General features: G+C 67.2%; 25 protein-coding genes and 1 pseudogene. 9 read left to right on the top strand and 17 right to left on the bottom strand.

Going from position 1 to position 26,331, the window contains the following annotated elements; all coding sequences use genetic code 11:
* Positions 1 to 49: 49 nt before the first annotated feature.
* Entirely contained in the window at positions 50 to 1,426 is a 1,377-nt protein-coding gene (radA, locus tag EXV95_RS17870) for a DNA repair protein RadA (protein ID WP_176887902.1), read from the bottom strand.
* Positions 1,427 to 1,542: 116 nt separating this feature from the next.
* On the opposite strand from radA, the gene hpaI reads away from it, so the two are divergent.
* The 3 genes from hpaI to EXV95_RS17855 all read left to right on the top strand — a co-directional run bounded on the left by hpaI (position 1,543) and on the right by EXV95_RS17855 (position 4,115).
* Complete coding sequence (hpaI, locus tag EXV95_RS17865; RefSeq protein ID WP_176887901.1) at positions 1,543 to 2,373, top strand: 4-hydroxy-2-oxoheptanedioate aldolase; 831 nt, start codon at positions 1,543 to 1,545, stop codon at positions 2,371 to 2,373.
* A 64-nt stretch (positions 2,374 to 2,437) separates the two neighbouring features.
* Positions 2,438 to 3,415: a 2-dehydropantoate 2-reductase gene (locus tag EXV95_RS17860; RefSeq protein WP_176887900.1), complete on the top strand. Its 978-nt coding sequence runs from the start codon at positions 2,438 to 2,440 to the stop codon at positions 3,413 to 3,415.
* Between the two features lie 76 nt (positions 3,416 to 3,491).
* On the top strand, positions 3,492 to 4,115 hold the full coding sequence (locus EXV95_RS17855; RefSeq protein ID WP_176887899.1) for a glutathione S-transferase family protein: 624 nt from the start codon (positions 3,492 to 3,494) through the stop codon (positions 4,113 to 4,115).
* Between the two features lie 76 nt (positions 4,116 to 4,191).
* On the opposite strand, the gene EXV95_RS17850 is transcribed toward EXV95_RS17855, so the two are convergent.
* Both EXV95_RS17850 and EXV95_RS17845 read right to left on the bottom strand, forming a co-directional pair.
* Positions 4,192 to 5,772: an ABC transporter substrate-binding protein gene (locus EXV95_RS17850; protein WP_176887898.1), complete on the bottom strand. Its 1,581-nt coding sequence runs from the start codon at positions 5,770 to 5,772 to the stop codon at positions 4,192 to 4,194.
* Between the two features lie 73 nt (positions 5,773 to 5,845).
* Entirely contained in the window at positions 5,846 to 6,454 is a 609-nt protein-coding gene (locus tag EXV95_RS17845) for a LysE/ArgO family amino acid transporter (RefSeq protein ID WP_176887897.1), read from the bottom strand.
* 77 nt (positions 6,455 to 6,531) lie between these two features.
* Between EXV95_RS17845 and EXV95_RS17840 the strand changes: the two genes are divergently transcribed.
* Positions 6,532 to 7,419, top strand: a complete 888-nt coding sequence (locus tag EXV95_RS17840) for a LysR family transcriptional regulator ArgP (protein WP_176887896.1) — start codon at positions 6,532 to 6,534, stop codon at positions 7,417 to 7,419.
* 259 nt (positions 7,420 to 7,678) lie between these two features.
* Here EXV95_RS17840 and EXV95_RS17835 read toward each other — a convergent pair whose 3' ends face one another.
* Entirely contained in the window at positions 7,679 to 8,491 is an 813-nt protein-coding gene (locus EXV95_RS17835) for a siderophore-interacting protein (protein WP_176887895.1), read from the bottom strand.
* A gap of 68 nt (positions 8,492 to 8,559) precedes the next feature.
* On the opposite strand from EXV95_RS17835, the gene EXV95_RS17830 reads away from it, so the two are divergent.
* Positions 8,560 to 9,033: a MarR family winged helix-turn-helix transcriptional regulator gene (locus EXV95_RS17830; RefSeq protein WP_176887894.1), complete on the top strand. Its 474-nt coding sequence runs from the start codon at positions 8,560 to 8,562 to the stop codon at positions 9,031 to 9,033.
* A 125-nt stretch (positions 9,034 to 9,158) separates the two neighbouring features.
* On the opposite strand, the gene EXV95_RS17825 is transcribed toward EXV95_RS17830, so the two are convergent.
* Positions 9,159 to 10,043 (bottom strand): hypothetical protein, encoded by an 885-nt coding sequence (locus EXV95_RS17825; protein ID WP_176887893.1) that lies wholly within the window; start codon positions 10,041 to 10,043, stop codon positions 9,159 to 9,161.
* A gap of 128 nt (positions 10,044 to 10,171) precedes the next feature.
* Complete coding sequence (gene alr / locus EXV95_RS17820; RefSeq protein WP_176887892.1) at positions 10,172 to 11,287, bottom strand: alanine racemase; 1,116 nt, start codon at positions 11,285 to 11,287, stop codon at positions 10,172 to 10,174.
* A gap of 135 nt (positions 11,288 to 11,422) precedes the next feature.
* Here alr and lplT point away from each other — a divergent pair, with 135 nt between their 5' ends.
* The 3 genes from lplT (at position 11,423) to EXV95_RS17805 (ending at position 14,378) form a co-directional block, all read left to right on the top strand.
* On the top strand, positions 11,423 to 12,727 hold the full coding sequence (gene lplT, locus EXV95_RS17815) for a lysophospholipid transporter LplT (protein ID WP_055399829.1): 1,305 nt from the start codon (positions 11,423 to 11,425) through the stop codon (positions 12,725 to 12,727).
* A 193-nt stretch (positions 12,728 to 12,920) separates the two neighbouring features.
* Positions 12,921 to 13,817, top strand: coding sequence for a DMT family transporter (locus EXV95_RS17810; protein ID WP_176887891.1), 897 nt, complete (start codon positions 12,921 to 12,923; stop codon positions 13,815 to 13,817).
* Between the two features lie 72 nt (positions 13,818 to 13,889).
* Complete coding sequence (locus EXV95_RS17805; RefSeq protein ID WP_176887890.1) at positions 13,890 to 14,378, top strand: glutathione peroxidase; 489 nt, start codon at positions 13,890 to 13,892, stop codon at positions 14,376 to 14,378.
* 13 nt (positions 14,379 to 14,391) lie between these two features.
* Here the strand turns inward: EXV95_RS17805 and EXV95_RS17800 are convergent, their stop codons facing one another.
* Together EXV95_RS17800 and EXV95_RS17795 are read right to left on the bottom strand one after the other, a co-directional pair.
* A complete protein-coding gene (locus tag EXV95_RS17800; RefSeq protein WP_176887889.1) occupies positions 14,392 to 14,886 on the bottom strand; it encodes a GNAT family N-acetyltransferase in 495 nt (164 codons plus the stop codon).
* A 10-nt stretch (positions 14,887 to 14,896) separates the two neighbouring features.
* Positions 14,897 to 16,120 carry an acyltransferase gene (locus EXV95_RS17795; RefSeq protein WP_176887888.1) on the bottom strand — a complete coding sequence of 408 codons (1,224 nt, stop codon included), beginning with the start codon at positions 16,118 to 16,120 and terminating at the stop codon, positions 14,897 to 14,899.
* Positions 16,121 to 16,300: 180 nt separating this feature from the next.
* Between EXV95_RS17795 and EXV95_RS17790 the strand changes: the two genes are divergently transcribed.
* Positions 16,301 to 17,245 (top strand): LytTR family DNA-binding domain-containing protein, encoded by a 945-nt coding sequence (locus EXV95_RS17790; protein ID WP_176887887.1) that lies wholly within the window; start codon positions 16,301 to 16,303, stop codon positions 17,243 to 17,245.
* Positions 17,246 to 17,519: 274 nt separating this feature from the next.
* Here the strand turns inward: EXV95_RS17790 and EXV95_RS17785 are convergent, their stop codons facing one another.
* From EXV95_RS17785 to EXV95_RS17745, 9 genes and pseudogenes are all read right to left on the bottom strand, one after another.
* Positions 17,520 to 18,254, bottom strand: coding sequence for a YafY family protein (locus tag EXV95_RS17785; RefSeq protein WP_176887886.1), 735 nt, complete (start codon positions 18,252 to 18,254; stop codon positions 17,520 to 17,522).
* 61 nt (positions 18,255 to 18,315) lie between these two features.
* Positions 18,316 to 18,804, bottom strand: coding sequence for a GyrI-like domain-containing protein (locus EXV95_RS17780; protein WP_176887885.1), 489 nt, complete (start codon positions 18,802 to 18,804; stop codon positions 18,316 to 18,318).
* A gap of 203 nt (positions 18,805 to 19,007) precedes the next feature.
* Complete coding sequence (locus EXV95_RS17775; protein ID WP_176887884.1) at positions 19,008 to 19,841, bottom strand: ProQ/FINO family protein; 834 nt, start codon at positions 19,839 to 19,841, stop codon at positions 19,008 to 19,010.
* 132 nt (positions 19,842 to 19,973) lie between these two features.
* Positions 19,974 to 21,224 (bottom strand): glycolate oxidase subunit GlcF, encoded by a 1,251-nt coding sequence (gene glcF / locus EXV95_RS17770; RefSeq protein WP_176887883.1) that lies wholly within the window; start codon positions 21,222 to 21,224, stop codon positions 19,974 to 19,976.
* Between the two features lie 42 nt (positions 21,225 to 21,266).
* Positions 21,267 to 22,067 (bottom strand): YoaK family protein, encoded by an 801-nt coding sequence (locus EXV95_RS17765; RefSeq protein WP_055399803.1) that lies wholly within the window; start codon positions 22,065 to 22,067, stop codon positions 21,267 to 21,269.
* Positions 22,068 to 22,114: 47 nt separating this feature from the next.
* A pseudogene (glcE, locus tag EXV95_RS17760) lies at positions 22,115 to 23,253 on the bottom strand (glycolate oxidase subunit GlcE).
* A gap of 261 nt (positions 23,254 to 23,514) precedes the next feature.
* Complete coding sequence (gene amt, locus EXV95_RS17755; RefSeq protein WP_176887882.1) at positions 23,515 to 25,059, bottom strand: ammonium transporter; 1,545 nt, start codon at positions 25,057 to 25,059, stop codon at positions 23,515 to 23,517.
* Between the two features lie 36 nt (positions 25,060 to 25,095).
* The gene (gene glnK, locus EXV95_RS17750; protein ID WP_010466918.1) at positions 25,096 to 25,434 is read right to left on the bottom strand and encodes a P-II family nitrogen regulator; all 339 of its coding nucleotides are present in this window, start codon (positions 25,432 to 25,434) and stop codon (positions 25,096 to 25,098) included.
* Between the two features lie 46 nt (positions 25,435 to 25,480).
* A complete protein-coding gene (locus EXV95_RS17745) occupies positions 25,481 to 26,212 on the bottom strand; it encodes a TorF family putative porin (protein WP_176887881.1) in 732 nt (243 codons plus the stop codon).
* Positions 26,213 to 26,331: the final 119 nt, after the last annotated feature.

Here is a 26,331-nt window from a genome sequence, read left to right as displayed (position 1 = left end):
AGGCTGGGATTGTCTTACGGCCTCAACCGTGTGTGGCTGTGGGCATTGCTTACAAGCCCCGCACCACGTTCATGGCCTCTTCCACCCGCTCCACCGCGTGGATGGTCAGCCCCTCAATGGGTTTCTTGGGCGCATTGGCCTTGGGCACCACGGCCACACTGAAACCGAGCTTGGCAGCTTCCTTCAGGCGCTCCTGGCCGCGGGGCGCGGGCCGCACCTCGCCCGCCAGCCCCACCTCGCCAAACGCCAGAAAGCCGCGCGGCAGCGCCTTGCCGCGCAGGCTGGAGGTGATGGACAGCATCACCGCCAGGTCGGCCGCTGGCTCGCTGATGCGCACGCCGCCCACGGCATTCACGAACACGTCCTGGTCCATGCACGCAACCCCCGCGTGGCGGTGCAGCACGGCCAGCAGCATGGCCAAGCGGTCCTTGTCCAGGCCCACGGACAGGCGCCGGGGGCTGGGGCCACCGCTGTCCACCAGGGCCTGGATCTCCACCAGCAGCGGGCGTGTGCCCTCCAGCGTCACCATCACGCAGCTGCCGGGCACGGGCTCGGAATGCTGGCTCAAAAAAATGGCGCTGGGGTTGCTCACGCCCTTGAGGCCCTTCTCGGTCATTGCAAACACGCCGATTTCGTTGACCGCGCCGAAGCGGTTCTTGATGGCCCGCACCAGGCGGAACTGGCTGTGCGTGTCGCCTTCGAAGTACAGCACCGTGTCCACCATGTGCTCCAGCACGCGCGGCCCAGCCAGCGCACCTTCCTTGGTCACATGGCCCACCAGCACGATGGCCACGCCCGAGGCCTTGGCACAACGCGTGAGGTGCGCCGCACATTCGCGCACCTGCGCCACGGAGCCAGGCGCGGACGTGAGCTGGTCGGAGTACACGGTCTGGATCGAGTCGATCACGGCCACCGCAGGCTGCATGGACTCGATAGTCGCCAGAATCTTTTCGAGCTGGATCTCGGCCAGCACGTTGACCTGGCTGTGGTCCAGCCCCAGGCGGCGCGAGCGCAGGGCCACCTGGGCACCGCTTTCCTCACCCGTCACATACAAGGTAGGCAGCCCTGCGCGCTGAAGCGCATCCAGCGCCTGCAGCAGCAGCGTGGATTTGCCGATGCCCGGGTCGCCACCGATCAGCACCACGCCGCCTTCCACGATGCCACCGCCCAGCACCCGGTCCAGCTCGTCGATGCCGCTGGGCGTGCGCTCCACATCGCTGGCCTCGATGGCCGACAGCGGCATCACGGCCTGCGCCTGGGCCAGGCCCGCAAACTGCGATCCGCTGTAGCGGTTCTTGCCCGGCGCGGCCTCGGCCACCGATTCGATCAGCGTGTTCCAGGCGCCGCAGGCCGGGCATTTCCCCAGCCAGCGCGGGCTGGTGCCGCCGCATTCGGTGCAGGTGAACGTGGTTTTTTCTTTGGCCATGGCAGGTATCGGTAAGAAGCCCCAAGGTGGGGGCAGCCGACTATAGCGGCCGTGCCCACACGCGCTGGCCACAGCCCGTACGATGGCGGGCTTGGCACCGCCGAACGGAGTTCAGATTGCAGACACCCAACAACCCCTTCAAACAGGCCATGGCCCAGGGCCAAGCGCAGATCGGCCTCTGGCTTGGGCTGGCCGACGCCTACAGCGCAGAGATCCTAGCGGGCACCGGCTACGACTGGCTGCTGGTCGATGGCGAACATGCGCCCAATGACCTGCGCACCATCCTGCACCAGCTGCAGGCCATTGCCAGTGCGGCCAGCGCCCTGCCCCCGGGCGCGCAGGCGCCCCATCCCATTGCGCGTGTGCCCGTGGGCGACACGGCCCTCATCAAACAGTACCTGGACATTGGCGCGCAGACGCTGCTCGTACCCATGGTGGACACGGCCGAGCAAGCCCAGCAGCTGGTGCGCGCCACGCGCTACGCGCCCGAGGGTGTGCGCGGCATGGGCAGCGCGCTGGCCCGCTCGTCGCGCTGGCAGGCTTACCCGCAGTATGTGCACGAGGCCAACCAGCAGATCAGCCTGCTGGTGCAGGCCGAGACGGTCGAAGCCATGGCCAACCTTGATGCGATTGCCGCCACGCCCGGCGTGGATGGCGTGTTCATCGGCCCGGCCGACCTGTCGGCTTCCATGGGCCACCCCGGCAACCCGGGGCACCCTGATGTGCAGGCCGCCATCCACGACGGCATCCAGCGCATCCTGCGCGCGGGCAAGGCGCCGGGCATTCTTGCCACCACCGAGTCGCAGGCGCGCCAGTGGCTGGCAGCGGGCGCGCTGTTTGTGGCCGTGGGCGTGGACACCATGCTGCTGGCCAGCGCTGCGCAGAATCTGCTGGCGCGCTTTCGCGCCGACGCTGGGGGCACACCAGCGCGCCCTGCGGGCTACTGAAGCCCACAAGACACCACACACCAATTCACCACGACACTCACCGGAAGACAAAGGCACGACCACCATGAAAGTTTGTATTTACGGCGCTGGCGCCATCGGCGGTTGGCTGGGCGTGGCCCTGGCGCAAGCGGGCCACCCGGTCAGCATGGTGGCGCGCGGCGATACGCTGCGCGTCCTGCAGGCCGACGGGCTGCGCATGCGGCGCGCGGACGGCACCCTGGCGCAGGTAGCAGTCACGGCCCACAGCGACCCAGCAGCGCTGGGCGTGCAAGACCTGGTCGTGGTCGCCGTCAAGGCCCCGGGTCTGCCCGATGTGGCGCGCGCCATGGCGCCGCTGATCGGGCCGGACACCATCGTGCTCACCGCCATGAACGGCGTGCCGTGGTGGTTTCTCGACGGCTTCGGCGGCGCCGCGCAGGGCCATGCCCTCGAATCCGTGGACGCGGGGGGCGTGATTGCCCAAGCCATCCCTGCGCGCCATGTGGTGGGCAGCGTGGTGCACACCAGCTGCTCGCTCGAAGCGCCGGGTTTCGTCAAACAGCATTTCGGCAACCGCCTCATCGTGGGCGAGCCGGACGGCAGCCAGAGCGCGCGCCTGCAAGCGCTGGCCGACACGCTGCAGCGCGGTGGCATCGATGTGGAGGTGAGCAGCTGCATCCAGAAGGACATCTGGTTCAAGCTGTGGGGCAACCTCACGATGAACCCCATCAGCGCGCTCACCGGCGCCACCACCGACCGCATCCTCGACGACGATCTGGTGCGCGGCTTTGTGAGCGCCGTGATGCTGGAGGCCAAGGCCATCGGCGACAAGCTGGGCCTGCCGATTGACCAGCAGCCCGAGGACCGCCACGCCGTCACGCGCAAGCTGGGTGCGTTCAAGACCTCGATGCTGCAGGACGTGGAAGCGAATAAGCCGATGGAGATCGACGCCCTGGTGGGCGCCGTGCGCGAGCTGGGCCAGATCACCGGCACGCCAACGCCCCACACCGACGCGCTGCTGGGCCTCACGCGGCTGATGGCGCGCACGCGTGGCCTGTACTGAGTCATTTCAAGCAAAATCGGCTGCAGGCGCTAGTGGAATATGCGTCAACAGCTATTTAATTCATAGCAAACCAACCATGACCCAACTCGCGCTGTACTACACCCCCGGCACCTGCGCGCAGGCCGTTCGCATCGCTTTGGAAGAAGCGTGCGCCCCCTACGACCTGGTGCGCGTGGACTTCGCCGCTGGCCAGCAACGCACACCCGAGTATCTGGCGGTGAACCCCAAGGGCCGCGTGCCCGCGCTGGCCACGCCGCACGGCACGCTGACCGAAACCCCGGCGCTGCTGGCCTATGTGGCACAGAGCTTTCCCGAGGCGCGCCTGGCGCCCGCCGACGCGCATGGTTTTGCGCGCCTGCAAGAGTTCCACAGCTACCTCGCGTCCACCGTGCACATCGCCCATGCCCACCGCCCCCGCGCCAGCCGCTGGGCCGATGAGCCCGAAGCCCAGGCGGCGATGCAGCGCAAGGTGCCGCAGAACATGACGGAGTGCTTTCACCTCATCGAAACCCACTACCTGCCGCAAGCGGACCAGGGGCCCTGGGTTATGGGCGAGCAGTACACCGTGGCCGACGGCTACCTGTTCACCATCGGCACCTGGCTGCACAGCGACGGCGTGGACATCGCCCAGTTCCCGAAGGTGTTTGCACACACACAGCGCATGCTGCAGCGCCCCGCCGTGCAGCGCGCACTGGCCTGATACGCCACCTGCGGACGCAAAAAAAACCCCGGTGCTTCTGACACGAAGCACCGGGGTTTTTTGCTGGCAACCGGGATCAGTTCACCTTCAGATACCGCCAGTCGATGCGGTTGTCGGCGCGGTGGATGATCTCCACCTTCTTGGTACCCGCCCACGGGATCACCTGGTTGTACAGCGGGATGTGCGACACCAGTTCGTGCTCCTTGATCAGCGCCTGCTCGATCAGGCCGTTGCGCGTCGCAGTATCCGTTTCCTTCTTCACCCGCTCGATCAGCGCATCGAGTTGCGGGTCCGAGAAGCGGCCCAGGTTGAAGTTGCCATCCCCGCCCGCGCCGGGGGAGCGCACCAGCGACTGCAGGCTGTAGAACGCATCGAACGTGGGCACGCCCCAGCCCAGCAGGTAAATGCTGGCTTCGTTGCGCTGGATCATCGGGAAGTAGGTGGCAAACGGCAGTGAGCGCAGCTTGGCTTTGACGCCCACCTTGGCCCAGTGTGACGTGATGGCCTGGCACAGCTGTTCGTCGTTGATATAGCGGCCCGCGCTGCAGGCAAAGTCCACTTCAAACCCGTTGGGGTAGCCCGCGTCGGCCAGCAGCTTTTGCGCGGCCTTGGCGTCGTAGGGGTAGCGCACGTCGGCCTTCTTGGTCCAGCCGTTGACCTGGTTGGCAATGAGCGTGCCCGTGGGCTGGGCCAGGCCGCGCAGCACCACGCGCTGGATGGACTGGATGTCGATGGCCTGGTACAGCGCCTTGCGCACGCGCAGGTCCTTCAGCGGGTTCTTGCCCTTCACGTCCGAGCCGGGCAGCTCGTCGCGGAACTGGTCCAGACCCAGGAAGATGGTGCGGTACTCCGGCCCTTCGAGCACCTGCAGGGTGGGCGTCTGCTTGATGCGCGCCAGGTCTTGCAGGCTGGGGTCGATCACAAAGTCAATCTCACCCGACAGCAGCGCCGCCGTGCGCGTGGCGTCGGCCTTGATGGGGGTGTAGACGATCTCGGTCAGGTTGGTGGGGTACTTGCCCTTGCCCCACCAGTTCGGGTTGGGCTCCAGCACCACGCGCTGGTCGGGTGCCCACTGCTTGAGCTGGTAGGGGCCGGTGCCCAGCGCGTTGCGGTGGGCGTACGTTTCGTCCTTGGTCTTGATGTCCTTGGGCTCGACCGACTTGTTCTTTTCGGCCCAGGCTTTGCTCATGATGCGCAACTCAGTGAGCTGGTTCACCAGCACGGGGTTGGGCAGGTCGGAATGGATGTCGATGGTGTAGGCATCGACCTTTTCCACGCGGTCAATGCCCTGGGTGTAAACAGCAAAGTTCGAGCTTTTGGCCTTGGCCCGTTCCAGCGAGAACTTGGCATCGTCGGCCGTGAACTCGCTGCCATCGCTGAACTTCACGCCCTTGCGCAACGTCAGGCGCAGCTGCGTGGGCTTGATGAGCTTCCACTCGGTGGCCAGCGACGGCTCGGGCTTGAAGGTCTTGCTGTTGTATTCGACCAGCGTGTCGTACACCGCGCCGTGCATGGTGTTGTTCACGCCCACGTTCTGGGTGTGGATGTCCCAGGTGGAAATGTCCACCGAGCGGGACCAGCGGAAAGTCTTGGCCTGCACGGCCATCGGAAGCGCCGTGGCCAGCGCGGCCGCGAGCAAGAGGGTCTTGAAACGCATGGGGAATCACTCCAGATCAGTCAGTCCCCCACTATGGCGCAAGTCGCTTCTCCGTGTAACGAACTTGTGTTTGTTAGCTTAGAACCATCACCATGGCCAAACCCATCATCGTGACGGCCGTGCCAGCGTCCAGCACCCGCCAGGCACCGGGCGATGCGAACAAAGGCGCCAGCCAGCGCGAGCCAAACCCAAGGGTCAGGAACCACAAGGCGCTGGCCAGCGAGCCCCCGGCGGCAAAGGTGGCACGGCCCCAGGTGGGGTACGGGGTGGCCATGGTGCCCAGCAGCAGCACGGTGTCCAGGTACACATGCGGGTTCAGCCAGGTCAGCGCCAGCACCGTGAGCACGGTGGTGCGCAGGCTGGCGCCCGGCCCGTTGGCGGACACCAGCAGCTGGGCGGGCTTGAAGGCCCGGCTGGCGGCCTGCACGGCGTAGGCGGCCAGGAAGAGCGCGCCCGCCCAGCGCATGAACTGCGCCCACTCGGGCCGTGCCAGCAGCACCCCGCCCATGCCCCACACCCCCGCCTGCAACAGCACCGCATCGGACAGTGCGCACACCAGCACTACCGGCATCACATGCTCGCGCCGCAGGCCCTGGCGCAGCACGAAGGCGTTTTGCGCGCCAATGGCCATGATCAGAAGTGCCGTCGAAGTGAATCCGTGAAGAAAGGCAGTGGTGCTCATGGGCGTGGATTGTGGGGATCGCATTCTCGTCACGCCAGCTATACTTTTTAACGATCCGTCAAAATGGCTAACGCACCATGCCCCTCGACTCTGCCCAGCTCAACGCCTTTGCCACCGTGATCGACGAGGGCAGCTTCGAGCGTGCCGCTGCCGCGCTGCACGTCACCCGCTCGGCGGTGTCACAGCGCGTGAAACTGCTGGAAGAACGCGTGGGCCAGGTGCTGGTGCGCCGCGCCACGCCCTGCACACCCACCGAAGCGGGGCAGGCGCTGTACCGGCACGCACGCGAAGTGGCACTGAGCGAGACCGACGCGCTGGCCACCATTGGCGGCGGGCAGCACACGTCCACGCGCCTGGCCATTGGCGTCAATGCTGACTCGCTGGCCACCTGGTTCCCCCACGCCATGGCCCAGGCGGCCGAGGGCCAGAGCATCACCTTCGACATCCACGTGGAGGACCAGGACCATTCAGCCAACCTGCTGCGCGAAGGCCGCGTGATGGCCGCCGTGACGGCCGACCCGCAGCCCGTGCAGGGCTGCAAGGTGCTGCCGCTGGGCACGCTGCGCTACCGGGCGCTGGCCAGCCCCGCGTTCATGCAGCGCTACTTTGCTCAAGGGGTGACCGCTGCTGCGCTGGCTACGGCGCCCATGCTGGTGTTCAACCGCAAGGATGCGCTGCAGGCCCGGTTTGTGGGGCGCATCACGCGCCGCAAACTCACGCCGCCCGTGCACTGGCTGCCCGAGGCGCACGCGTTTGTCATGGCCACCCGGGCCGGACTGGGCTGGGGCATGACGCCCGACCCGATGGTGCAGCACGACCTGGAGGCTGGCACGCTGGTCGAGCTGATTCCGGGCAAGCCGGTGGACGTGCCGCTGTACTGGCAATCCTGGCGCCTGAACGTGCAGGCGCTGCACCACATGACCGAAGCAGTGCAGCGGGCGGCGGGGCTTACCCTGCTGCGCTGAGTAGTCCAGTGAACCTGAAAAATCGACGGTACGCCGGTGCTCCAAGGGGTGCGGGGCTAGGCGCAGGCCGCAGTCAAGGCTGGCCGCCTTGACAAGGACTGCAACGCTGCACTGCGACTCGTGGGGCCCCGGCCCTTTGGGTGAGTGCCTAGCCGCCCCGCATGCGTCGTTGCCGTGCTCGCCGGGTATACAACCCGGCTGCGCCCGCCGCCTAGCATGCGGGGCGGCTAGGTACTCACGTACCGCCGATTTCTCAGGTTCACTGGACTAAGTCTTCGTGGTGGTCGGCGGCGCCGCGCTTCCAGTAGGCGGAGATGCGCATGCGCTTGGCGTCCACACCCGGCTTGGCGAGCATGGCGCGGCGCACGGCGGCCATCTCGCTGTGCTCACCCGCGGCCCAGACAAAACCCACTCCTGGTGGCAGCGCCAGGGCTTCCACGGCGGCGGGCAGCGCGCTCACCCATTGCAGGTCGAGCTGTGCCGCACTGGCCAGCACGCGCTGGTCGGCTGGGTTGCGCACCTGGATGCGCACCGTGGCCTGGGTGTGGGCGGGCAGCTCGGCCAGGCGGCGGGCGATGGCGGGCAGCGCGGTTTCGTCGCCCAGCAGCCAGTGCCAGTCAAACGCCGTGGGCACCACCATGCTGCCGCGCGGCCCGGCAATGCCCACCCACTGCCCCACGGCGGCGCTGGCGGCCCAGTCAGTGGCGGGGCCTGCGTCGTGCAGGGCGACTTCGATGTCCAGCTCGCCCGTGGCGGCGTCATAACGTGCGGGGGTGTAGTCGCGCAGCACGGGGCGCGGATCGGGGAAAACCGGGCGGCCGTCCTGCAGGGACGGCAGCGAGGGGCGCTCCTGGCCCGGCTGGGGCAGGATCAGTTTGAGGTGGTCGTCAAACCCCGCGCTCACAAACCCGGCCAGCTCGGGCCCGGCCAGGGTGAGCCGCACGAAACCGGGGCTGACGGCGGCGCGCCGCACCACCTGGAGCTGGCGGGCTTGCAAAGGGTGGCGGACGCGTTCGACGGCAAGGTGTGCAGCGTCAACCGGGGGAGTGGCGGTAGGCAGAGGTGCGTTCATGGCTTAAAATGTTGATTTAGTCAACCAATGATCTGTGCATTAGTTGATTTTGTCAACCACATATCGCCATGACCACCCACGCACCTGCCGATGTCTTTGAAGCCATGCACGACCTGCTGCATGTCTACCGGACGCACATGGTGCGCACGATGGCCGCCATCCACCCCGACCTGACGCACAACGAAGTGCGGGCGCTGATGTTCGTGGGGCGCCACCCTGGCACCACGCAGCGCGAACTGGTGGCGCACAGCGGTGCCGACAAGGCACAGGTGGCCCGCATGGTGGGGATGCTGCAGGACAAGGGTTGGCTGGAGAGCGCACAGAATGCCGAGGACAAGCGCAGCCGCTGCCTGCGCCTGAGCGCCCAGGGTGCGACCCTGCACCAGGCGCTGCGCGACGCCCGCCGGGGGCTGGCGGCGTCGCTGCTCAAGGGGTGTGACGACGCCACGCAGGCCCAGCTGCTCGCCCTGCTGGCACAGGTGCGCAGCAACCTGGACGCCATCGACACCGGCTGCCAGGGCGGCCGGGACTGCCGCAGCTAGCGACGGGAAGGGAGGCGCAGGAGGCCCGCCCCCGCTCCAAGAGGGAAAAATGGTGAAAACCGGGGCCTAGCGCTTGATGGTTATACATTTATAGCTACCAATTTAGTAGCACTCCATCTTTTCCATCACTGCCCCTGGATCATCCGCACGGCCTGGGGCAACGACTGCACGCCGGGCATGAAATGGTCGATGGTGGCGCCCAGCACCACGGCGCAGACCAGCGCGCCCAGCAGCGGCTTCCAGGTCAGGCGCACGGCAGCCGTGAGCCAGCCCTCACGCTCCACGCCCACGGCGGCACGGGCGGTGGCCACCGAGAAGGCGATCTCTACCGCCACCGTGAGCAGCACATCCCAGCCAAAGAACAGCATGGCCAGCGAGCCCGCGCCAAAGATGATCGCCGCGCCGATGAGAAAAATCGCCACCACGGGCACCACCACCACCGCGCCTTCGTCGGCGCTGCCAATGGCGTCGGCGGCGCCGCTGGCCAGGTCGCCCAGCGCGCTGGAATCGCTGCCGGAGCCCCCGCTGGACAGGCCCTGCGTCCACGCACCGCCAAAGTCACCGGATGCGCCGCCGCCGCCAAAATCACCGCCGCCGGTGCGCGGCAGCGGCACCTGGCCACTGCCGCCAGACGAGGAACCACTGGGCCAGGACACATCGGGCACGTCCAGGCTGCTGCCATCGCCTCCTGTGTCCCGGTCCGACCGTATCAGCCGTGCCGCCCAGGCCCGCAGCACCAGCAGGTACCCCAGGTAGCCGACCGAGAGGGTCACGAAATACCGCAGCGCCAGCGACTCCACGCCCAGCAGCATCTGCACATGGGAGGTGCACCACATCAGCAGCAGCGTGAAGCTGCCGATCAGCAGCCCATGCCAGCGCAGGCTGTAGCGCTGCTGCAGGGTGCGCGCCACCGTGCCGTGGTGCTGCATGCGCACGGAGCGCCAGGTAGAGGTTTTCTTCTTGCCGTGGTTGCTGCTGTTGCTGCTGCGGTCGCTGCGGGATGTGGCCATGGAGGGAACGCCTGCGGTGAAAAGTGGGTGGTCGCCGGCCGCATGTTCGGCCAGAACCGCGCCATTTCACACCAGTTTGCCGCGCCGCTGCAGCCCAGCATACGGCCGTGCGTGAACTTGTCGATGAATCAGGCGTTGCCGTCCACCGACACCGGCACCCGCTGGGCCAGCGCCGTCAGCAGCTCCCAGCTCACGGTGCCCGCAGCGGCGGCCACCTCGTCCACACCCAGCACCGTGCCGTTGCTGGCCTGGCCCCACAGCGTGACCTCGCTGCCAAACCCTGCGGCCACGCCCGCCTGCTGCAGCGGCGTGAGATCCACCGTGATCATGTCCATGCTCACTCGCCCCACCAGCCGCGTACGGATGCCGTTGACCAGCACGGGTGTGCCGGTGTCGCAGTGGCGCGGGTAGCCGTCGGCATAGCCGCAGGCCGCCACGCCAATCAAGAGCGGCCCATCGGCCGTGAAGCGCGAGCCATAGCCCACGGTGTCGCCCGCCTGCAGCTGCTGCGTAGCGATGAGGCGGGTGGCGAGGGTCATGGTGGGGCGCATGCCCCAGTGGGTGGCGGTGTGCTCCGGGTAGTCGGGGGCGCTGCCATACAGCGCGATGCCGGCCCGCACCCAGTCGGCACGCACGCGTGCGTCCGCCGCATGGCGCAGGGTGGCGGCGCTGTTGCTCAGCGTGCGCTCACCCGGCAGGTCTTGCGCTGCGGTGTTGAACACGGCCAGCTGGTGCGCCACGCCCCGGGGGCCATCGGCGTCGCTGAAGTGGGTCATGAACGAAATCTCGTCCACCTGCGGCAGCGCATTGAGGCGCGCCCAGGCAGCGCGAAAGCGCTGGGGCGCAAAGCCCAGGCGGTTCATGCCCGAGTTCATCTTGAGGAACACACGGTGCGGCACCTGCGTCTTGTGGGCGGCCAGCATGTCGATCTGCTCGTCGCAATGCACTGCGTGCCACAGGCCCAGGCGCGAGCACAGCTCCAGGTCGCGCGGCTCGAACACACCTTCGAGCAGCAGGATGGGCCCGCGCCAGCCCAGGTGGCGCACGCGCTCGGCCTCGGCCAGGTCCAGCAGCGCGAAACCGTCGGCGCCGCGCAGGCCCTCGTACGCGCGCTCAATGCCGTGCCCGTAGGCATTGGCCTTGACCACGGCCCAGACCTTGGCATCAGGGGCCGCCTGTCGGACACGCTCCAGGTTGTGGTGCAGGGCGGCGGTGTGGATGGTGGCGGCAATGGGACGGGGCATGGGGTTTGACCGGGTGGGAAGCACCGGATTCTGGCACCGTGGCCGTTTATCCGCGTGATATAACCGTCCGTCACTTGCCAGGGTCCCCACATTTAACAGGGCATCAGCCGAACTGATGCTGCCACCAGCCATTCGATGAAGCGCGGTTTTTACACCATCATGTCGGCGCAGTTTTTCAGCTCGCTGGCCGACAACGCACTTTTCGTGGCCGCCGTGGAGCTTCTGCGTACAGAAGGTGCCCCCGAGTGGCAGCGCGCCGCCCTGGTGCCCATGTTTGCGCTCTTCTATGTGGTGCTGGCGCCTTTTGTCGGCGCCTTTGCCGACGCCCTGCCCAAAGGCAAGGTCATGTTTGTCAGCAACGCCATCAAGGTGGTGGGCTGCCTCATGATGCTGTTTGGCTCGCACCCGCTGATGGCTTATGCGGTGGTGGGGCTGGGTGCGGCGGCCTACTCGCCCGCCAAATACGGCATCCTCACCGAGCTGCTTCCGGCCTCGCAACTGGTCAAGGCCAATGGCTGGATCGAGGGGCTCACCATTGCGTCCATCATCCTCGGCGTGCTGTTTGGCGGCCAGCTGGTGGGGCAGCACCTGTCGCACATGCTGCTGGGCATCGACATCCCCATGATCGACACCGGCGTGGACACGCCCGCTGAATCCGCCATCGCCGCACTGATTGCGGTGTATGCGCTGGCGGCCTGGTTCAACACCCGCATCCCGCACACCGGGGTGGAGATGCGCCCCCTGCGCGCCGACCCTTCGCGCAGCGTGCTGGCCAACGCACTCAATCTGCTGCCCGACTTCTGGGCCTGCAACGGCCGCCTGTGGCGCGACAAGCTCGGCCAGATCTCGCTGGCCACCACCACCCTGTTCTGGGGCGCAGGCGGCAACCTCAAGTTCATCGTGCTGGCCTGGGCGGCTGTGGCGCTGGGCTACAACACCACGCAGGCCTCGGCCCTCACCGGTGTGGTGGCCATCGGCACGGCCGTGGGCGCGGTGGTGGCGTCCATGCGCATGCGCCTGGACATGGCCACCAAGGTGATCCCGCTGGGCATTGGCATGGGGCTGTTGCTGATCCTCATGGTGTTCATCAGCAACATCTGGCTGGCGATACCCTTCCTCATCCTGCTGGGCGGCCTGGGCGGCTACCTCGTCGTGCCCATGAACGCGCTGCTGCAGCACCGGGGCCACAACCTGATGGGCGCGGGCCGGTCGATTGCTGTGCAGAACTTCAACGAACAGGCCTGCATCCTGGGCCTGGGCGCGTTCTACAGCCTGTCGCTCAAGCTGGGGCTGTCGGTGTTTGGCGCGATCATCACCTTTGGCCTCGTGGTGGCCGGAATCATGTGGATCATCCGCCGCTGGCACCAGCGCAACTGCATCAACTACCGCGACGAAGTGAACCACTTGCTGGACATTGCGCGGCACGATACGCATCATTGAGTTGCCCCCCTGTGCGGCTGCGCCGCTTCCCCCGGAGGGGGACGCACCCGGTGGCCTGGCAAAGCCAGTTCCACGGGTGCACTGGCCTTGGGGCGTGCCAGTTTTTGGCGCCGCGCCATTTGGCACCGTTTGCTACATAATTTATAGCTATTAGCGCATACTCATTAAGCGCTAGAGCTTATTTTCATTCTCAATGCATTCCCCCCTGCCCTTCGCCGCCCTGCTGTTCAACGCCTTCGTCTGGGGCCTGGCGTGGTGGCCGTTTCAGCGCATGCACCAGGCGGGGCTGCATCCGCTGTGGGCCACGGCGTCGATGTACGCCCTGGTGCTGGTGGCGCTGCTGGCCTGGCGGCCGGGGATCCTGGCGCAGGTGCGGGCGCACCCGCAGTTGTGGCTGCTGGCGCTGGCCTCGGGGCTGAACAACGTGGCCTTCAACTGGGCCGTGACCATTGGCGACGTGGTGCGCGTGATCCTGCTGTTCTACCTGATGCCCGCCTGGGCCGTGCTGCTGGCCTGGCGCGTTCTGGGCGAGCGCCCCACGCCCTCGGCGCTGCTGCGCCTGGCGCTGGCCTTTGCGGGCGTGGTGCTGGTGCTGCTGCCCGAGGGCGCCCCCGCCACGCGCCTGCTGCAGAACCTGTCGCTGGCCGATGGCCTGGCCCTGCTGGGCGGCTTCATGTTCGCGCTCACCAACGTCACGCTGCGCCGCCTGCACGCCGTGCCGGGGCCTGCGCGCATGGTCACCATGTTCGGCGGCTGCATGCTCATGGCGCTGGTGGTGGCCTGCATCGGGCTGCAAGTGGGGGTGGTGGAGCCCTTCCCTGCCCCCAACACCACCTGGGTCGTCACCGGCCTGCTGCTGGCGGGGGTGCTCATGCTGGGCAACTGGGCGCTGCAGTTCGGCGCCGCGCGCCTCGCGGCGGGCACCACGGCGCTGGTGATGCTGTCGGAGGTGATGTTTGCCAGCGTGTCGTCGGCCCTGCTGGGCGCCTCCACCCTGAGCACGCGGACCGTGCTGGGTGGGGCGCTGATCCTGCTGGCATCCTTGCTCGCGGCGCTGCAGTTTCGCCGCCCCGGCGCCACGGCCCACTGAACAGGCCACGCGCCGCACGCGGATTGGCGGCAGGGGCTACCATGGCCCGTCATCCAACCCCGGAGGTTCCGCATGCCCACCAGCATCTACGACTTTGAAGCCCAGCAGATGAACGGCAAGACCGTGCCCTTGTCGCAATACAAGGACAAGGTGCTGCTCATCGTGAACACCGCCAGCGCCTGCGGCTTCACGCCCCAGTTCGGCGGGCTCGAAGAGCTGCACAAGCAATATGCCGACAAGGGTCTGGTGGTGCTGGGATTCCCCTGCAACCAGTTCGGCAGCCAGGACCCCGGCAGCAACGACGAGATCGCCAGCTTCTGCCAGCTCAACTACGGCGTGAGCTTTCCGATGATGGCCAAGATCGACGTGAATGGCGCCAACGCCTCGCCCCTGTACCAGTGGCTGGCCGCCGAAGCCCCGGGGCTGCTGGGCAGCAAGGCCATCAAGTGGAATTTCACCAAGTTCCTGGTCGGCAAGGACGGCCGCGTGATCCGCCGCTATGCGCCGCAGGATGCGCCGAAGAAGCTGGCGGGGGATATCGAGGCAGCGCTGGCCGCCTGAATCACCGACCTGTTCAGCCTGCGGCAGGCGTAGCAGGGGGCGACCACCGGCACAACACCCGCTCCCGGCCCGTGGCCGGATGGGTGTCGACGAGCCCTGCCACCAGGCCATGGCGTGCGTAGAAGCGCCGCGCGCCGTGGTTGGCCGTGGCCACATGCAGGGTCCAGCCGTCCGGGCACAGGCGGTTCACCTGTTGCAGCAATTCGGCCCCTGCGCCCTGGCCCTGGAAATCGGGGTCTACGAACAGCTGGTGCAGATAGGCGCAGGCCACATCCAGCACCAGGAACGCCGTGACCTCTGGCCCTTCGGCACACACCAGCGTGACACAGGGCGGACCGAATTCCGCACTGACCCGCGCCTCCCATTGGCCGGGCGGAGCCACCGACTCCACCGACGGATTGGCGGAGCACCAGGCCCGGCGCCACACGCGGGCCAGGCTGGCAGAGTCGGCGTCGGTCGCGGGCCGCATGAAAGGCAGGACGGCAGAAGCTATTGCGCTGGGCGGCATGGCGGTATTGTCAGCGCACGGGTGGTACCGGGTCTGCACACAATCCCACTTCCGCCAGCCTGGCCGATGGCACCTGGCTTCGGCCGGGTAACCCGAACAACGGCCGCAACCATCCCACACGCTGCACGACCGCCGTCAGCCCCCAGCAGAGCCCCACCGTCCCGGCCACCAGGGCCAGCGGCTCCACCACCGGCCCCAGCTGCGCAGGCGCCAGCCACACCACCAGCACGATGATGGCCGTCTGGTGCAGCAGGTACCAGGGGTAGACCGACTCACTGGCCCAGCGCAGCCAGGGCCAGGGCCGATTGAGGCGGTGATGGGCCCAACCCAGGATAGTGAGCAGGGCCGCCCACAGGTACACGTCTGCCAGCACGCGCAGCGGCCAGCGCGCGGACCGCACGCCGTGCTGCTGCGCCAGGCCCAGCAGACCCAGGTACAGAACCAGCAGCACCAGCGCCAGGCCGAGGGTGCGCCAGCGCAGGCGCACCAGTTCGACCCACAGACCGGTATCCAGCCCGATCCAGTAGCCATAGACAAACACCGTGAAGTACACGGCGTGCAGCCACCCGTCATGGACCAGGTCGTGCGTGGGCGGCAAATGCGGCCACAGCAGCACCGAATACAGCGCCAGCGGCAGCACGGGCACCACCATCAGTGCAGCGCCCCGCAGCCCGGTGAAGGCTCGGCGCAGGCGCTGCCCGGCGGCGGATTCGGCCAAGGGCAGCAGCGCCGCCAGCACCACGGTGTAGGCCCACAGGTAGGCCAGGTACCACAGGTGGTTCCAGGTGACGCCCGCGTGCCAGCCGTCAAATGCGCCCGGCGGCCAGGTGCTGCCGCTGTAGTAGCGCAGCAGAAAGGCGCCGAAGCCCGGCGCGATGAGCCCGTTGGCCACCCCCTGCGCGTAGGGCTGGTAGGGCACGATGACGGCCATGCCAAAGGCCAACGGCACCAGCAGGCGCAGGCTGCGCAGCCGCACCAGCCCCGCCACCGACTGCCCCCGCCGGACCAGCCCGAAGGCCAGGCCCGAGACCAGGAACACCAGGTCCATGCGCCAGAGGTTGAGCGCGCGCATGGGCGCCTGCAGCCATTCCGCCACGTACGGGCTTTTGAGGTGCCAGTGCCAGTCGGCCACGTAATACATGGCCACGTGGTACAGGATGACCAGGGCAAAGGCCAGCGCCCGCAGCGCGTCGATGTCATGGCGGCGGACGGGGGCACAAGAGGGTGTAGACATGGCACAACGCAGACAGGGTGGACACAGGGCCTGATGCTGCAGCCCCGCCCCTTCTCACGGCACCGCCGAGGGACGGGCCGGGGTGCCACTGGGACCAGCGGCGGGCAGGAGGGACGAAAAGAAACCGCCCCGGGGAAACTCCCGCCCGGCGGCGCACGGCCCTGCCTACACTTGCCACCCATGACCGCCCCCGCGCCCGCCTGGATCGACCGCTACCCCCACGACCGCGCCCTGCGGCGCCGTGCGGAAGTCAGCTTCTGGGCCGTGGTGCTGCTGGTGCAGGCGACCTTCAACACGGTGGTGACCCGGATCGAACTGCGCAGCGCCGGGCGGAGCGTGGCCGTGTGGGAGCCACTGCTGTGGGAGCTGACGAGCGCGCTGGTGGTGGCGGCGCTGATCCCGGCCGTGGTGGCGTTCGAGCGGCGCTTTGTGCTGCGCTGGGGCACGCTGCGGCGCCATCTGCCCTGGCATGTGCTGGCCAGCGTGGCCTACTGCACCGTGCACCTGGCGGGCATGTGGGCGCTGCGCCATGCGGGCTATGCGGCCCTGGGCGAGCGCTACCAGCCGCCAAGCTGGTGGGCGCAGTGGGGGTATGAATACCTGAAAGACGTGCGCAGCTACGCGCTCACGGTGTGCGCGCTGGTCAGCTACCGTTTCTTGCTGCTGCGCCTGCAGGGCGAGGCGCGCGTGCTGGATGCCCCCGAACCGCCCGCGTCACAGGTGCAGGACGTGCCAGAAACGCCCGCGGCGCAAGCCCCGGCATCAACGCCCGAAACCCCGCACGCCCCGCCCGCACAACGCCCCGAACGCTTCCTGGTGCGCAAGCTGCGCCGCGAGTTCCTGATCGCCGCAGGCGACATCGCCTGGCTGCAGGCCCAGGCCAACTACGTGGGCCTGCATGTGAATGGGCACGACTACCTGCTGCGCTCCACACTCACCGACTTCCTCACCCAGCTGGACCCGTCACGCTTCGTGCGCGTGCACCGCAGCTACGCGGTCAACCTGGACGCCATCGCCGTGATCGAGCCGCTGGACAGCGGCGACGCGCGCCTGGTGATGAGGGATGGGAGCAGCGTGCCCTGCAGCCGGCGCTACCGGGACGGGCTGGCACCCCGCGCGGGCTAAATACCTCGGGAGCTGTTCAAGGTCTCATACCCAACTGCAGTCAAAAAATACAAAACCGTCCACGCTGAGCGTGGACGGTTTGACGTAATCGAACGCGAATCCGTATCAGCTATTCATTGCGCTGCGCGCCACCCTCGACGCACGAAGCTGGCGCGGCCAAGGCCAATGCCCCCGCGCAAGGGCCGCCCCGCCGCGCTGGGGGCGTCCCCCTCCCGACTCGCGCAGCGAGGAGAGAGAGGGGGAAGGCGCGAAGCGACTCAGGGGGTGTTTCACTTCAGGCATTGAGCCCCGGCGTCTGCGCTGCCCCCCATTCGGGCGGGCAGGCGGCCATCTCCGCCTCCACCTTGCGCAGCATGTCAGCCAGGGTCTTGCCGGGCTCCTGGCGGAACTGTTCGTCGAGCACCACCAGGTCCACGATGCGGTCGATGCGAAAACCCCGGAAGTCATGGCGCAGTTCGCACCAGGCGGACAGCGTCCAGACCTTGCCCCAGTAGAAGCAACCCAGTGGGCGCAGGCGGCGCAGGCTGGGGCGGCCGTGTACGTCGGCGTAGTTGATCTGCACCACGTGGCGACTGTGCACCGCCTCGCGCAGGGCCTGCAGGGTGGCCTGCACGCGCGGGTCCAGCCCCACCGATGGCGCATACAGCGCCTGCGCCTCGGCCGCCACGCGGGCAGCGGGGGGCAGCACCGACAGGATCTTGCCCAGCGCCCCCTCGACCTCGCGCGCCAGCCCGGCGTCGAGCCAGGCCTGGGCCAGGCGCGCGGCGGCCACCAGGGCGTTGGCCTCGCCCTGGCTGAACATCAGCGGTGGCAGCTCGAACCCGGCCCCCAGACGGTAGCCCACACCGGCCTCGCCCTCAATGGGCACGCCCTGGTGCTGGAGGTCCGCCACGTCGCGGTAGATAGTGCGCTGCGAGACTTCGAGCCGCTCGGCCAGGAAGGCGGCCGTGGACAAGCGCCGACCCCGGATGAGCTGGACGATCTGAAACAGGCGGTCGGCGCGGCGCATGGTGGTTTATTTTTGCAGAGTTTTAAGGCCCTAGCGCTTATCCATCAAGCGCTACAAGCTATTAATTTTGAAGCAGCACTCCGATATGGATGGCCACCTGGTCTGGGCCCTCATAGGCCTCGAAGTCGGTTCCAAAGCGGCGTTGCACCTGTGGGTTCTCGGCAAAGTAATGCCAAGTGCGCACCCAGGTGTCGATCACCATTTGGGGCATATCGCCCTGACCGGTAAAGACCAGGTAGTCGCCGGCCTGAATGTCAACGCGGGTGGCGCCGGGTACGGCCTGGGCCCCATCGGGGTCGGCCACGGCCACACCGGCGGTCACATCAAAGGCGCCGTGCTCGTTCGACTCGTAGCCGCTGTACACGCCGAAGATGCGTCCATCGTCGCCCCGGCTGGGCAACTTGCGCTCCCAGCTCTGGCTGAAGAAACGGTTCCACAGGCCTCCGAGGCGCGCGATGGCGGGGTTCATCTCTTCGCTGTTGCGGGTGCGCACGCCGATGCCCGCCACGCTGAAAGCGGGGATATGGATGCTGCTGGGGGTACTTGCCAAGGTGTGCTCCTCTCTGTAGGTGGTTCAGGGGGAGGATGGTGCATGGCAGCTACTGACAACCTGGTGTCAGCAGCCTGTCGGCGCGGGCACTGGCGCCACGGATCGGCCCATAGACCTGACGCGAGACCGGCAGCTCGCACGGGGCTGCCGGTGCGCCCAATGGCACGAACCTTCAGCAGCGGGGGCCGTGCGAGGTGGGCCGGTCAGGCAGACGCGCCAGCGGCGGCCAGCCGGCGTGCACGCTCCAGCTGCTGCCCCACGGTGCGAGGCACCATGCCGTACATGTCGGCGAAGGCCTCCAGCGTCTGCCCACTGGCTTCAAAGGCGCGCAGCAGGGCTTCGTCCTTGGCATTGCGGGCTGCCCATTCGGCAAAGGCTTCTTCGAGGATGGCGTTGGCGGCCTCGTCGCGGCTTTGCACCAGCTCGGTATACGCCTCGCGCGTGAGGCCCGAGGCCTCGAACGCGGCGATCATGCGGTTGCGCAGCTTGGGCAGCAGGTCTTCGGTGGCGCGGGCCTTCTTGCGGCGATAGACCTCCAGCAGCGCGTGGTGCACATGCTCGGGCGCCATGTCTTCCACAGGCTGGCCTTGCAGGTCGTGGCGCTTGTCGCCCGCCGCCACGCTTTGCAGATACCGTGTGGAGCGGGTGTGGATGCCCAGCGCCACCTTGAGCGCCTCGCGCTCGAACAGCTCGGGGTGGGCGGCCAGCAGGTCCTGGAAGATGCCGCGCTTGAGCGGGCGGAACACGGCGCCAAACAGATGGGGATAGAGCCCCGCCAGTTGTTCCAGCGCGGGGTGAACACGCTGGGGCGCACGCGGGCCCGGGGCGCCAGCTGGCACGGTGGCGCCCTCGGCCCCCTCCGCGCTCCGGGGCGCCTGGCGCCCGTCAGCATTGCGGCGGTTGCGGCCACCGCGGCGCGAGCCCCCTGTGCGCTGGGGGGGAGCCCCAGCCTCCGTGGGCGCGGCTGCCACAGGCGCTGCCAAGGGTTCGACAGGGGCTGTGTGGGGTTGTTCTTGTGCGGACACGGAGTCGGTCATGGCGGTGCAGTTCCGGGGCAAAAATGGGGGCGACAAAACCCTCGATCATGCCAGCGTTGGGTCAGCGGGCGCAAAACAGCCTCTGACAGAGGCCTGAATTACCCTGTGCCTGTGCAGCAGGGCATGGGAGGGTCAGCCTGCGCGCAGCGCCTCGTCCAGCACCTCCACCCAGTGCCGCACGGGTGTGCCCGTGCCACTTTGCAGGTGCGTGATGCAGCCGATGTTGGCTGACAGGATCATGTCCGGTGGCTGGTCGCCAAAGGCCTCGCCGAGTACGCCGAGCTTGCGGTCGCGCAGCTGGTATGACAGCTCGGGGTTGAGCACGGAATAGGTGCCCGCCGAGCCGCAGCACAGGTGGGCATCGTTGCGCGCCGTGCGCAGCTTGAAGCCAAGCTGGCTCAGGTGCATCTCCACCCCGCCACGCAGCTTCTGGCCGTGCTGCAGCGTGCATGGCGGGTGGTAGGCGAACAGCGTGTCGGGCTTTTGCACGCGCCCGGCGAGCTTGTGGGCCAGCTCGGGCAGCAGGGCGGGCAGCAGTTCCGACAGGTCGCGCGTGAGGGCGCTGATGCGCTCGGCCTTGGCCGCGTACATCGGGTCGTCCTTGAGGATGTGGCCGTATTCCTTGACCGTCACGCCACAGCCGGAGGCGTTCATGACGATGGACTCCACCCCCTGCTCCACCAGCGGCCACCAGGCGTCGATGTTGGCGCGCATCTCGGCCTTGCCGCCTTCCTGGTCGTTGAGGTGGAACTTGACGGCGCCGCAGCAGCCGGCCTTGGGTGCGATCACGGTCTGGATGCCCACGGCGTCGAGCACGCGGGCTGTGGCGGTGTTGATGTTGGGCATCATGGCCGGTTGCACGCAGCCCGCCAGCATGAGCACCTTCCGGGCATGCTCGCGTGTGGGCCAGGCGCCGGCATTTTGGGGCGCAGGCACCTTGGCTTTGAGGGATGCGGGCAGCAGGCCGCGCACCAGTTGCCCGGCCTTCATGGCGGGGGCGAACAGCGGCGAAGGCAGGCCCTCCTTCAGCGCCCAGCGCAGGGCTTTTTCGCCCACGGGGCGAGGCACTTTTTCATCGACGATCTTGCGGCCGATGTCAACCAGGTGGCCGTATTGCACGCCGCTGGGGCAGGTGCTTTCGCAGTTGCGGCAGGTCAGGCACCGGTCCAGGTGCATCTGGGTCTTGCGCGTGGGGGTCTCGCCTTCGAGCACCTGCTTGATGAGGTAGATGCGGCCGCGCGGACCGTCCAGCTCGTCGCCCAGCAGCTGGTAGGTGGGGCAGGTGGCGGTGCAAAAGCCGCAGTGCACGCACTTGCGCAGGATGGATTCGGCCTCCAGGCCATCGGCGCGGGCGCGGTATTCAGGAGAGAGCTGGGTTTGCATGGTGCATGCCTGGGCGAAGAGACAAAAAAGATCAGGGCCGATTCAGCGCGGCGCGGTCGGTGGGTCCAAGGGCGCTTCCAGCGCCAGCGGCTTGCGCAAGGGATGGCGCAGCCTTGCGCGGTCGGCCCACAGCGGGGGCAGCGACAGGGCCAGCAGCACCAGCGCCAGCGGCACCACAAACACAAAGCCCACATGCTTGAAGCCCGCAGCGCCCGCAATGCCGCCCACCAGGAACATGCCCACCAGCCCGGCAAACAGCCGCAGCCGGGCCTGGTTGGCGCGCACTTGTGATTCGGGCGCGGTGCCGGTGCGGTTCCAGTACAGCATCTTGCCCATCTCGATGCCCAGGTCGGTCACCACGCCCGTCATGTGGGTGGTGCGGATCTGCGACGACGACATCTTGGTCACCGTGGCGTTCTGCAGGCCCATGATGAAGGAGAGCAGCAACACCGCCAGCGGCACGGCAAACGGTGTGGGCCAGGTGAGCGTGATGGCCCCCACCAGGCCGAACAGCAGCATGAGCACGGACTCCAGCACCAGCGGCAGGGCAAAGGTGCTGCGCAGCTTGCGCTGGCGCGCCCAGTTGATCATGATGGCCGTGGTGCCTGCGCCCGACATGAAGGCCCACAGCGCACCGATGGCACCCAGCACAATCTTCATCTGGCCCAGTACCAGGTTGTCGGCCAGCGAGGACAAAAAGCCGGTCATGTGCGAGGTGTACAGGTGCACCACCAGAAAGCCCCCTGCATTGACGGCCCCCGCATTAAACGCCAGCAGCAGGCCCAGCACCCGGTTGCTGGCGACCGTGCGGCGGTTTCCGGTGAGGTGGCGAAGGCGTCGCATGGCCAAGGTGACGGTGAAAACGGTGGTGGTGATGGAACTGACCCCGCCTACCAGGCCCGCGCCATGCGGCCGGGGTTGAAGATGCCAGCCGGGTCAAAGCTGTGCTTGAGCCGAGTGTGGATGTGTTCCAGCGCCTTGGACTGAAGGTCAAATGTGCCGCTGGCGCTTATCCCACCTGCGCTAGCAGCTACAAAAATAGAAGCATTTCCACCCACAGCCCGAGCGGCTTCGCGCAGGGCGTCGCCTGCGGATTCGGGCGCTTGAACCCAGCGCAGCGCGCCATGCCACTCGACCAGCGGCTGCGCGCCGCCCGGCAAGCTCAGCACCGGGGCTGTGGCAGGCACGGACAGGCGCCACAGGGCGTGGCCGGGCTGTGCAGCACGTGCGGTAAACCAGGGCAGGGTCTGCTCGCGGCAGGCCGTCCAGTCGGCGGCCACCGTGGCGTTGTCCATGCGCGTGCCACCCATCGTTTTGTAGGCGGCCTCGACCGCCGCCACGGCGCCGCGCAGGCGCACATAGAGCGTGCCCACGCCACCGTCTTGCACCCAGCAGCTGGCGTTCAGGGGCAGCGGCTGGCCGCCCCAGGCGTGCAGCTTGCGCAAGGCATCGGCCTGGTTGATGTCGTCAAACCGCAGCGTGGCCTCGCCGGGCGCCACGGGCAGCACCTTGAGGCTGACCTCGGTCAGCAAACCCAGCGTGCCCCAGGCACCGGCCATGAGGCGGGACACGTCATACCCCGCCACGTTTTTCATGACCTGGCCGCCAAATGTCAGCAGCTCGGCTTTGCCGTTGAGCAGGGTCACGCCCAGAAGATAGTCGCGCACCGCCCCCCTACGCTGGCGCGGGCGGGGCCTGAGAGCCCTGCCGCGACCATGCCGCCCACGGTGGCGGCGTCCAAGGGGGTCTTGGCGAAATGCGGGGGCTCAAAGGGCAGGCATTGGCCTTGTTCGGCCAGCGCGGCCTCCAACTCAGCCAGCGGGGTGCCCGCCCGCACGGTGACAACCAGCTCGCTCGGCTCGTAGCTCACGATGCCGCGCAGCACCCGCGTGTCGAGCACTTCGCCATGCAGCGCCAGGCCATGAAAATCCTTGGTACCCCCGCCACGGATGCGCAAGGGGGTCTGGTCGGCGGCGGCGGTGCGCACACGTTCGGTGATCTGGGCAAGGGCGAGGTCCATGCCTTGCATCGTAGCGGCAGCCATGTCCGGTGCTACACCCGGAGTGCGTGAATTTTTTGAACAGCGCGCGTGCAAAGGACTCGGGCCTGCGGGCAAGTTGTCTGGGGGAGCATGCCTTGGCAACCCTGCCAAAGCCAACAGCGAGCCCCCCACCGGTACGAAAAAAACCCGCCGTTGCCGGCGGGCTCAACAACCAGAGGAGTGACTCGCTTGTTCTTGTTGCGCCGCTGCGGTGCCACCAGACACCGCAGCGCGTGGGGTGCAGGCGGATCAGCGGTTGTACGCCGTCTCGCCGTGCGAAGTGATGTCCAGGCCTTCGCGTTCGTCTTCTTCCGTGACACGCAGGCCCACCGTGAGGTCAACGATCTTGTAGGCGACGAAGGAGACCACGCCCGACCACACGATGGTCAGCAGCACAGCCTTGGCCTGCGTCCACACCTGTGCGGCGATGGAGTAGTCGGCAGCAGTGACCATCGAAGCAGTCACCCAGTCGGCCACGTAGCCAGGGCCACCCAGGCCAGGGGCGTTGAACACGCCGGTCAGCAGGGCACCCACGATACCGCCGATGCCGTGCACGCCGAACACGTCGAGCGAGTCGTCCGCACCCAGCAGCTTCTTGAGACCGTTGACACCCCACAGGCAGGCAAAACCGCCCACCAGGCCAATCACCAGGGCGCCGCCGATACCGACGTTGCCAGCGGCAGGCGTGATGGCCACGAGGCCGGCCACGGCACCCGATGCTGCACCCAGCATCGAAGCCTTGCCACGCATCAGCGCTTCGCCGATGCACCATGCCAGCACGGCAGCGGCGGTGGCCACCAGCGTGTTGATGAAGGCCAGGGCGGCAAAGCCGTTGGCTTCCAGGGCAGAGCCGGCGTTGAAACCGAACCAGCCCACCCACAGCAGCGAGGCACCGACCATGGTCAGCGTCAGGCTGTGAGGCGCCATGGCTTCCTTGCCGTAACCGATACGCTTGCCCACCATGAACGCGCCCACCAGGCCCGCCACAGCGGCGTTGATGTGCACCACGGTACCGCCAGCGAAGTCCAGAGCACCCCACTGCCAGATCTGGCCAGCCTTGCCGGTCATGGCGTCGGCCACTTCCTTGGAGGCGTAGGCGTCAGGGCCCATCCAGAACCACACCATGTGGGCAATGGGCAGGTAGCTGAAGGTGAACCACAGCACCATGAACATCATGACGGCGCTGAACTTGATGCGCTCAGCGAACGCACCGACGATCAGGGCGCAGGTGATGCCGGCGAACGTGGCCTGGAAGGCGGCGAACACCACTTCAGGAATCACGACACCCTTGCTGAACGTGGCCGCGTTGGCAAACGTGCCTGCGGCGTTGTCCCAGATGCCTTTCATGAACAGGCGGTCAAAGCCACCGATGAATGCGCCGCCTTCGGTGAAGGCCAGGCTGTAGCCGTAGATGAACCACAGCACCACGATCATCGAGAACGTGACCATCACCTGCATCAGCACGGACAGCATGTTCTTGCTGCGCACCAGGCCACCGTAGAACAGCGCCAGGCCGGGCAGGACCATCAGGATCACGAGGATGGTGGAGGTCATCATCCAGGCGGTGTCACCCTTGTTGGGGACAGGAGCGGGTGCCTCGGCGGCAGCTGCGGGAGCGGCGGCCGCTGCCGCTGCGGGGGCTGCGGCAGCAGCAGGAGCCGGGGCTTCTGCGGCAGGAGCAGCAGCGGGCGCGGCAGCAGCCGGCTCGGAGGCGGCGGGCGCCTGTGCCAGGGACAAGTTGCCCATGGTCAGCAGACCCAGCCCCAGAATGAAGGAAGCAAGCAGTTTTTTCATGGCGTTTCTCTTCTTGGATGTAGTACGGCCGCGCCCTTAAAGCGCTTCCTTGCCGGTTTCGCCAGTGCGGATGCGCACCACCTGCTCCAGGTGGGTCACGAAGATCTTGCCGTCGCCGATCTTGCCGGTGCGGGCTGCGCTCTCGATGGACTCGATCACGCGGTCCACGAGGTCGTCCGCCACAGCGGCTTCGATCTTGACCTTGGGCAGGAAGTCAACCACGTATTCCGCGCCGCGGTACAGCTCGGTGTGGCCCTTCTGGCGGCCAAAGCCCTTGACCTCAGTGACCGTGATGCCTTGCACGCCGATGTCCGAAAGCGCTTCACGCACCTCGTCCAGCTTGAAGGGCTTGATGATGGCTGTCACCATTTTCATTTTGGTTCCTCCGACATGGGCGCAGCAAGCGCCCATGAGACTTGGCTTACAGGGTTTTGGTGAGCGTGACGATCACGCGCGACTTGTTGACGTGGCCGAAGAAGGCCTTCTTGTTGGCGCCCACCACGGCAGCGCCCAGCGACAGGCCACCGCCGAAGTCGTAGGCACCGCCCACGCTGTAGTCCATGTAGTTGGGCACGCCCAGGTCCTTGATGTCGCTGGCAAAACGCGTGAAGCCCACCGAGGCCTTCACCGTCACGCTGGGCGCCACTTCTTGCGCAAACGCGAAGCTCAGGTAGCCCGTGTTCGTGCCCTTCAGGCCCGAGCCGGACTTGGCACCGGCAAAGCCGAAGTAGTCCTTGGAGAGGGTGTGCGAGTACTTGGCGGTGAAGGGGCCCATGGTGGCCGCGCCATACAGCTCGGTGGTGTTGCCGTTGCTGTTGCCAGGGTAGATGTAGGTCAGGGCGCCCACGTCCAGGTCAGCGCCGCCAGCCTTGAACTTGTAGCCGCCGTACAGGTCGGATTCGAGCGAGTTGTTGGCAAGCCAGTCCACGCTGGAGTTCCAGTGACCCACGTACCAGCCGGTGTCGCCGAAGGCGTAGTCAAAACCGCCTTGCAGTGCAGGCTTGACCGCTTTGGACTTGGAAACGTCCTGGTCCTGGCCACGGAACTTGTAGTTGGTGGTCAGGCTGACATTGCCGGTGAGCTGGGCACTGGCCAGCATGGGAAGGGTTGCAACAAGGGCAACGCCCAGGGTCTTAATGATGGCGCGGGTCATGTTTCCTCCGGTTGGACAAAGTAGGGACGAGCGTTTTAAGCACGGACCGTGCCACACCAGTGCAACCACTGCATCGCCTTCACATGCCCGTTGCGTTGCGTTACACCGATCCCCAAGTA

It is taken from the genome of Acidovorax sp. JMULE5, from assembly GCF_013376875.1.
Classification (GTDB): domain Bacteria; phylum Pseudomonadota; class Gammaproteobacteria; order Burkholderiales; family Burkholderiaceae_C; genus Acidovorax; species Acidovorax facilis.
Note: the sequence above shows the minus strand (reverse complement) of the source record. Positions and strands in the feature narration are given on the sequence as shown.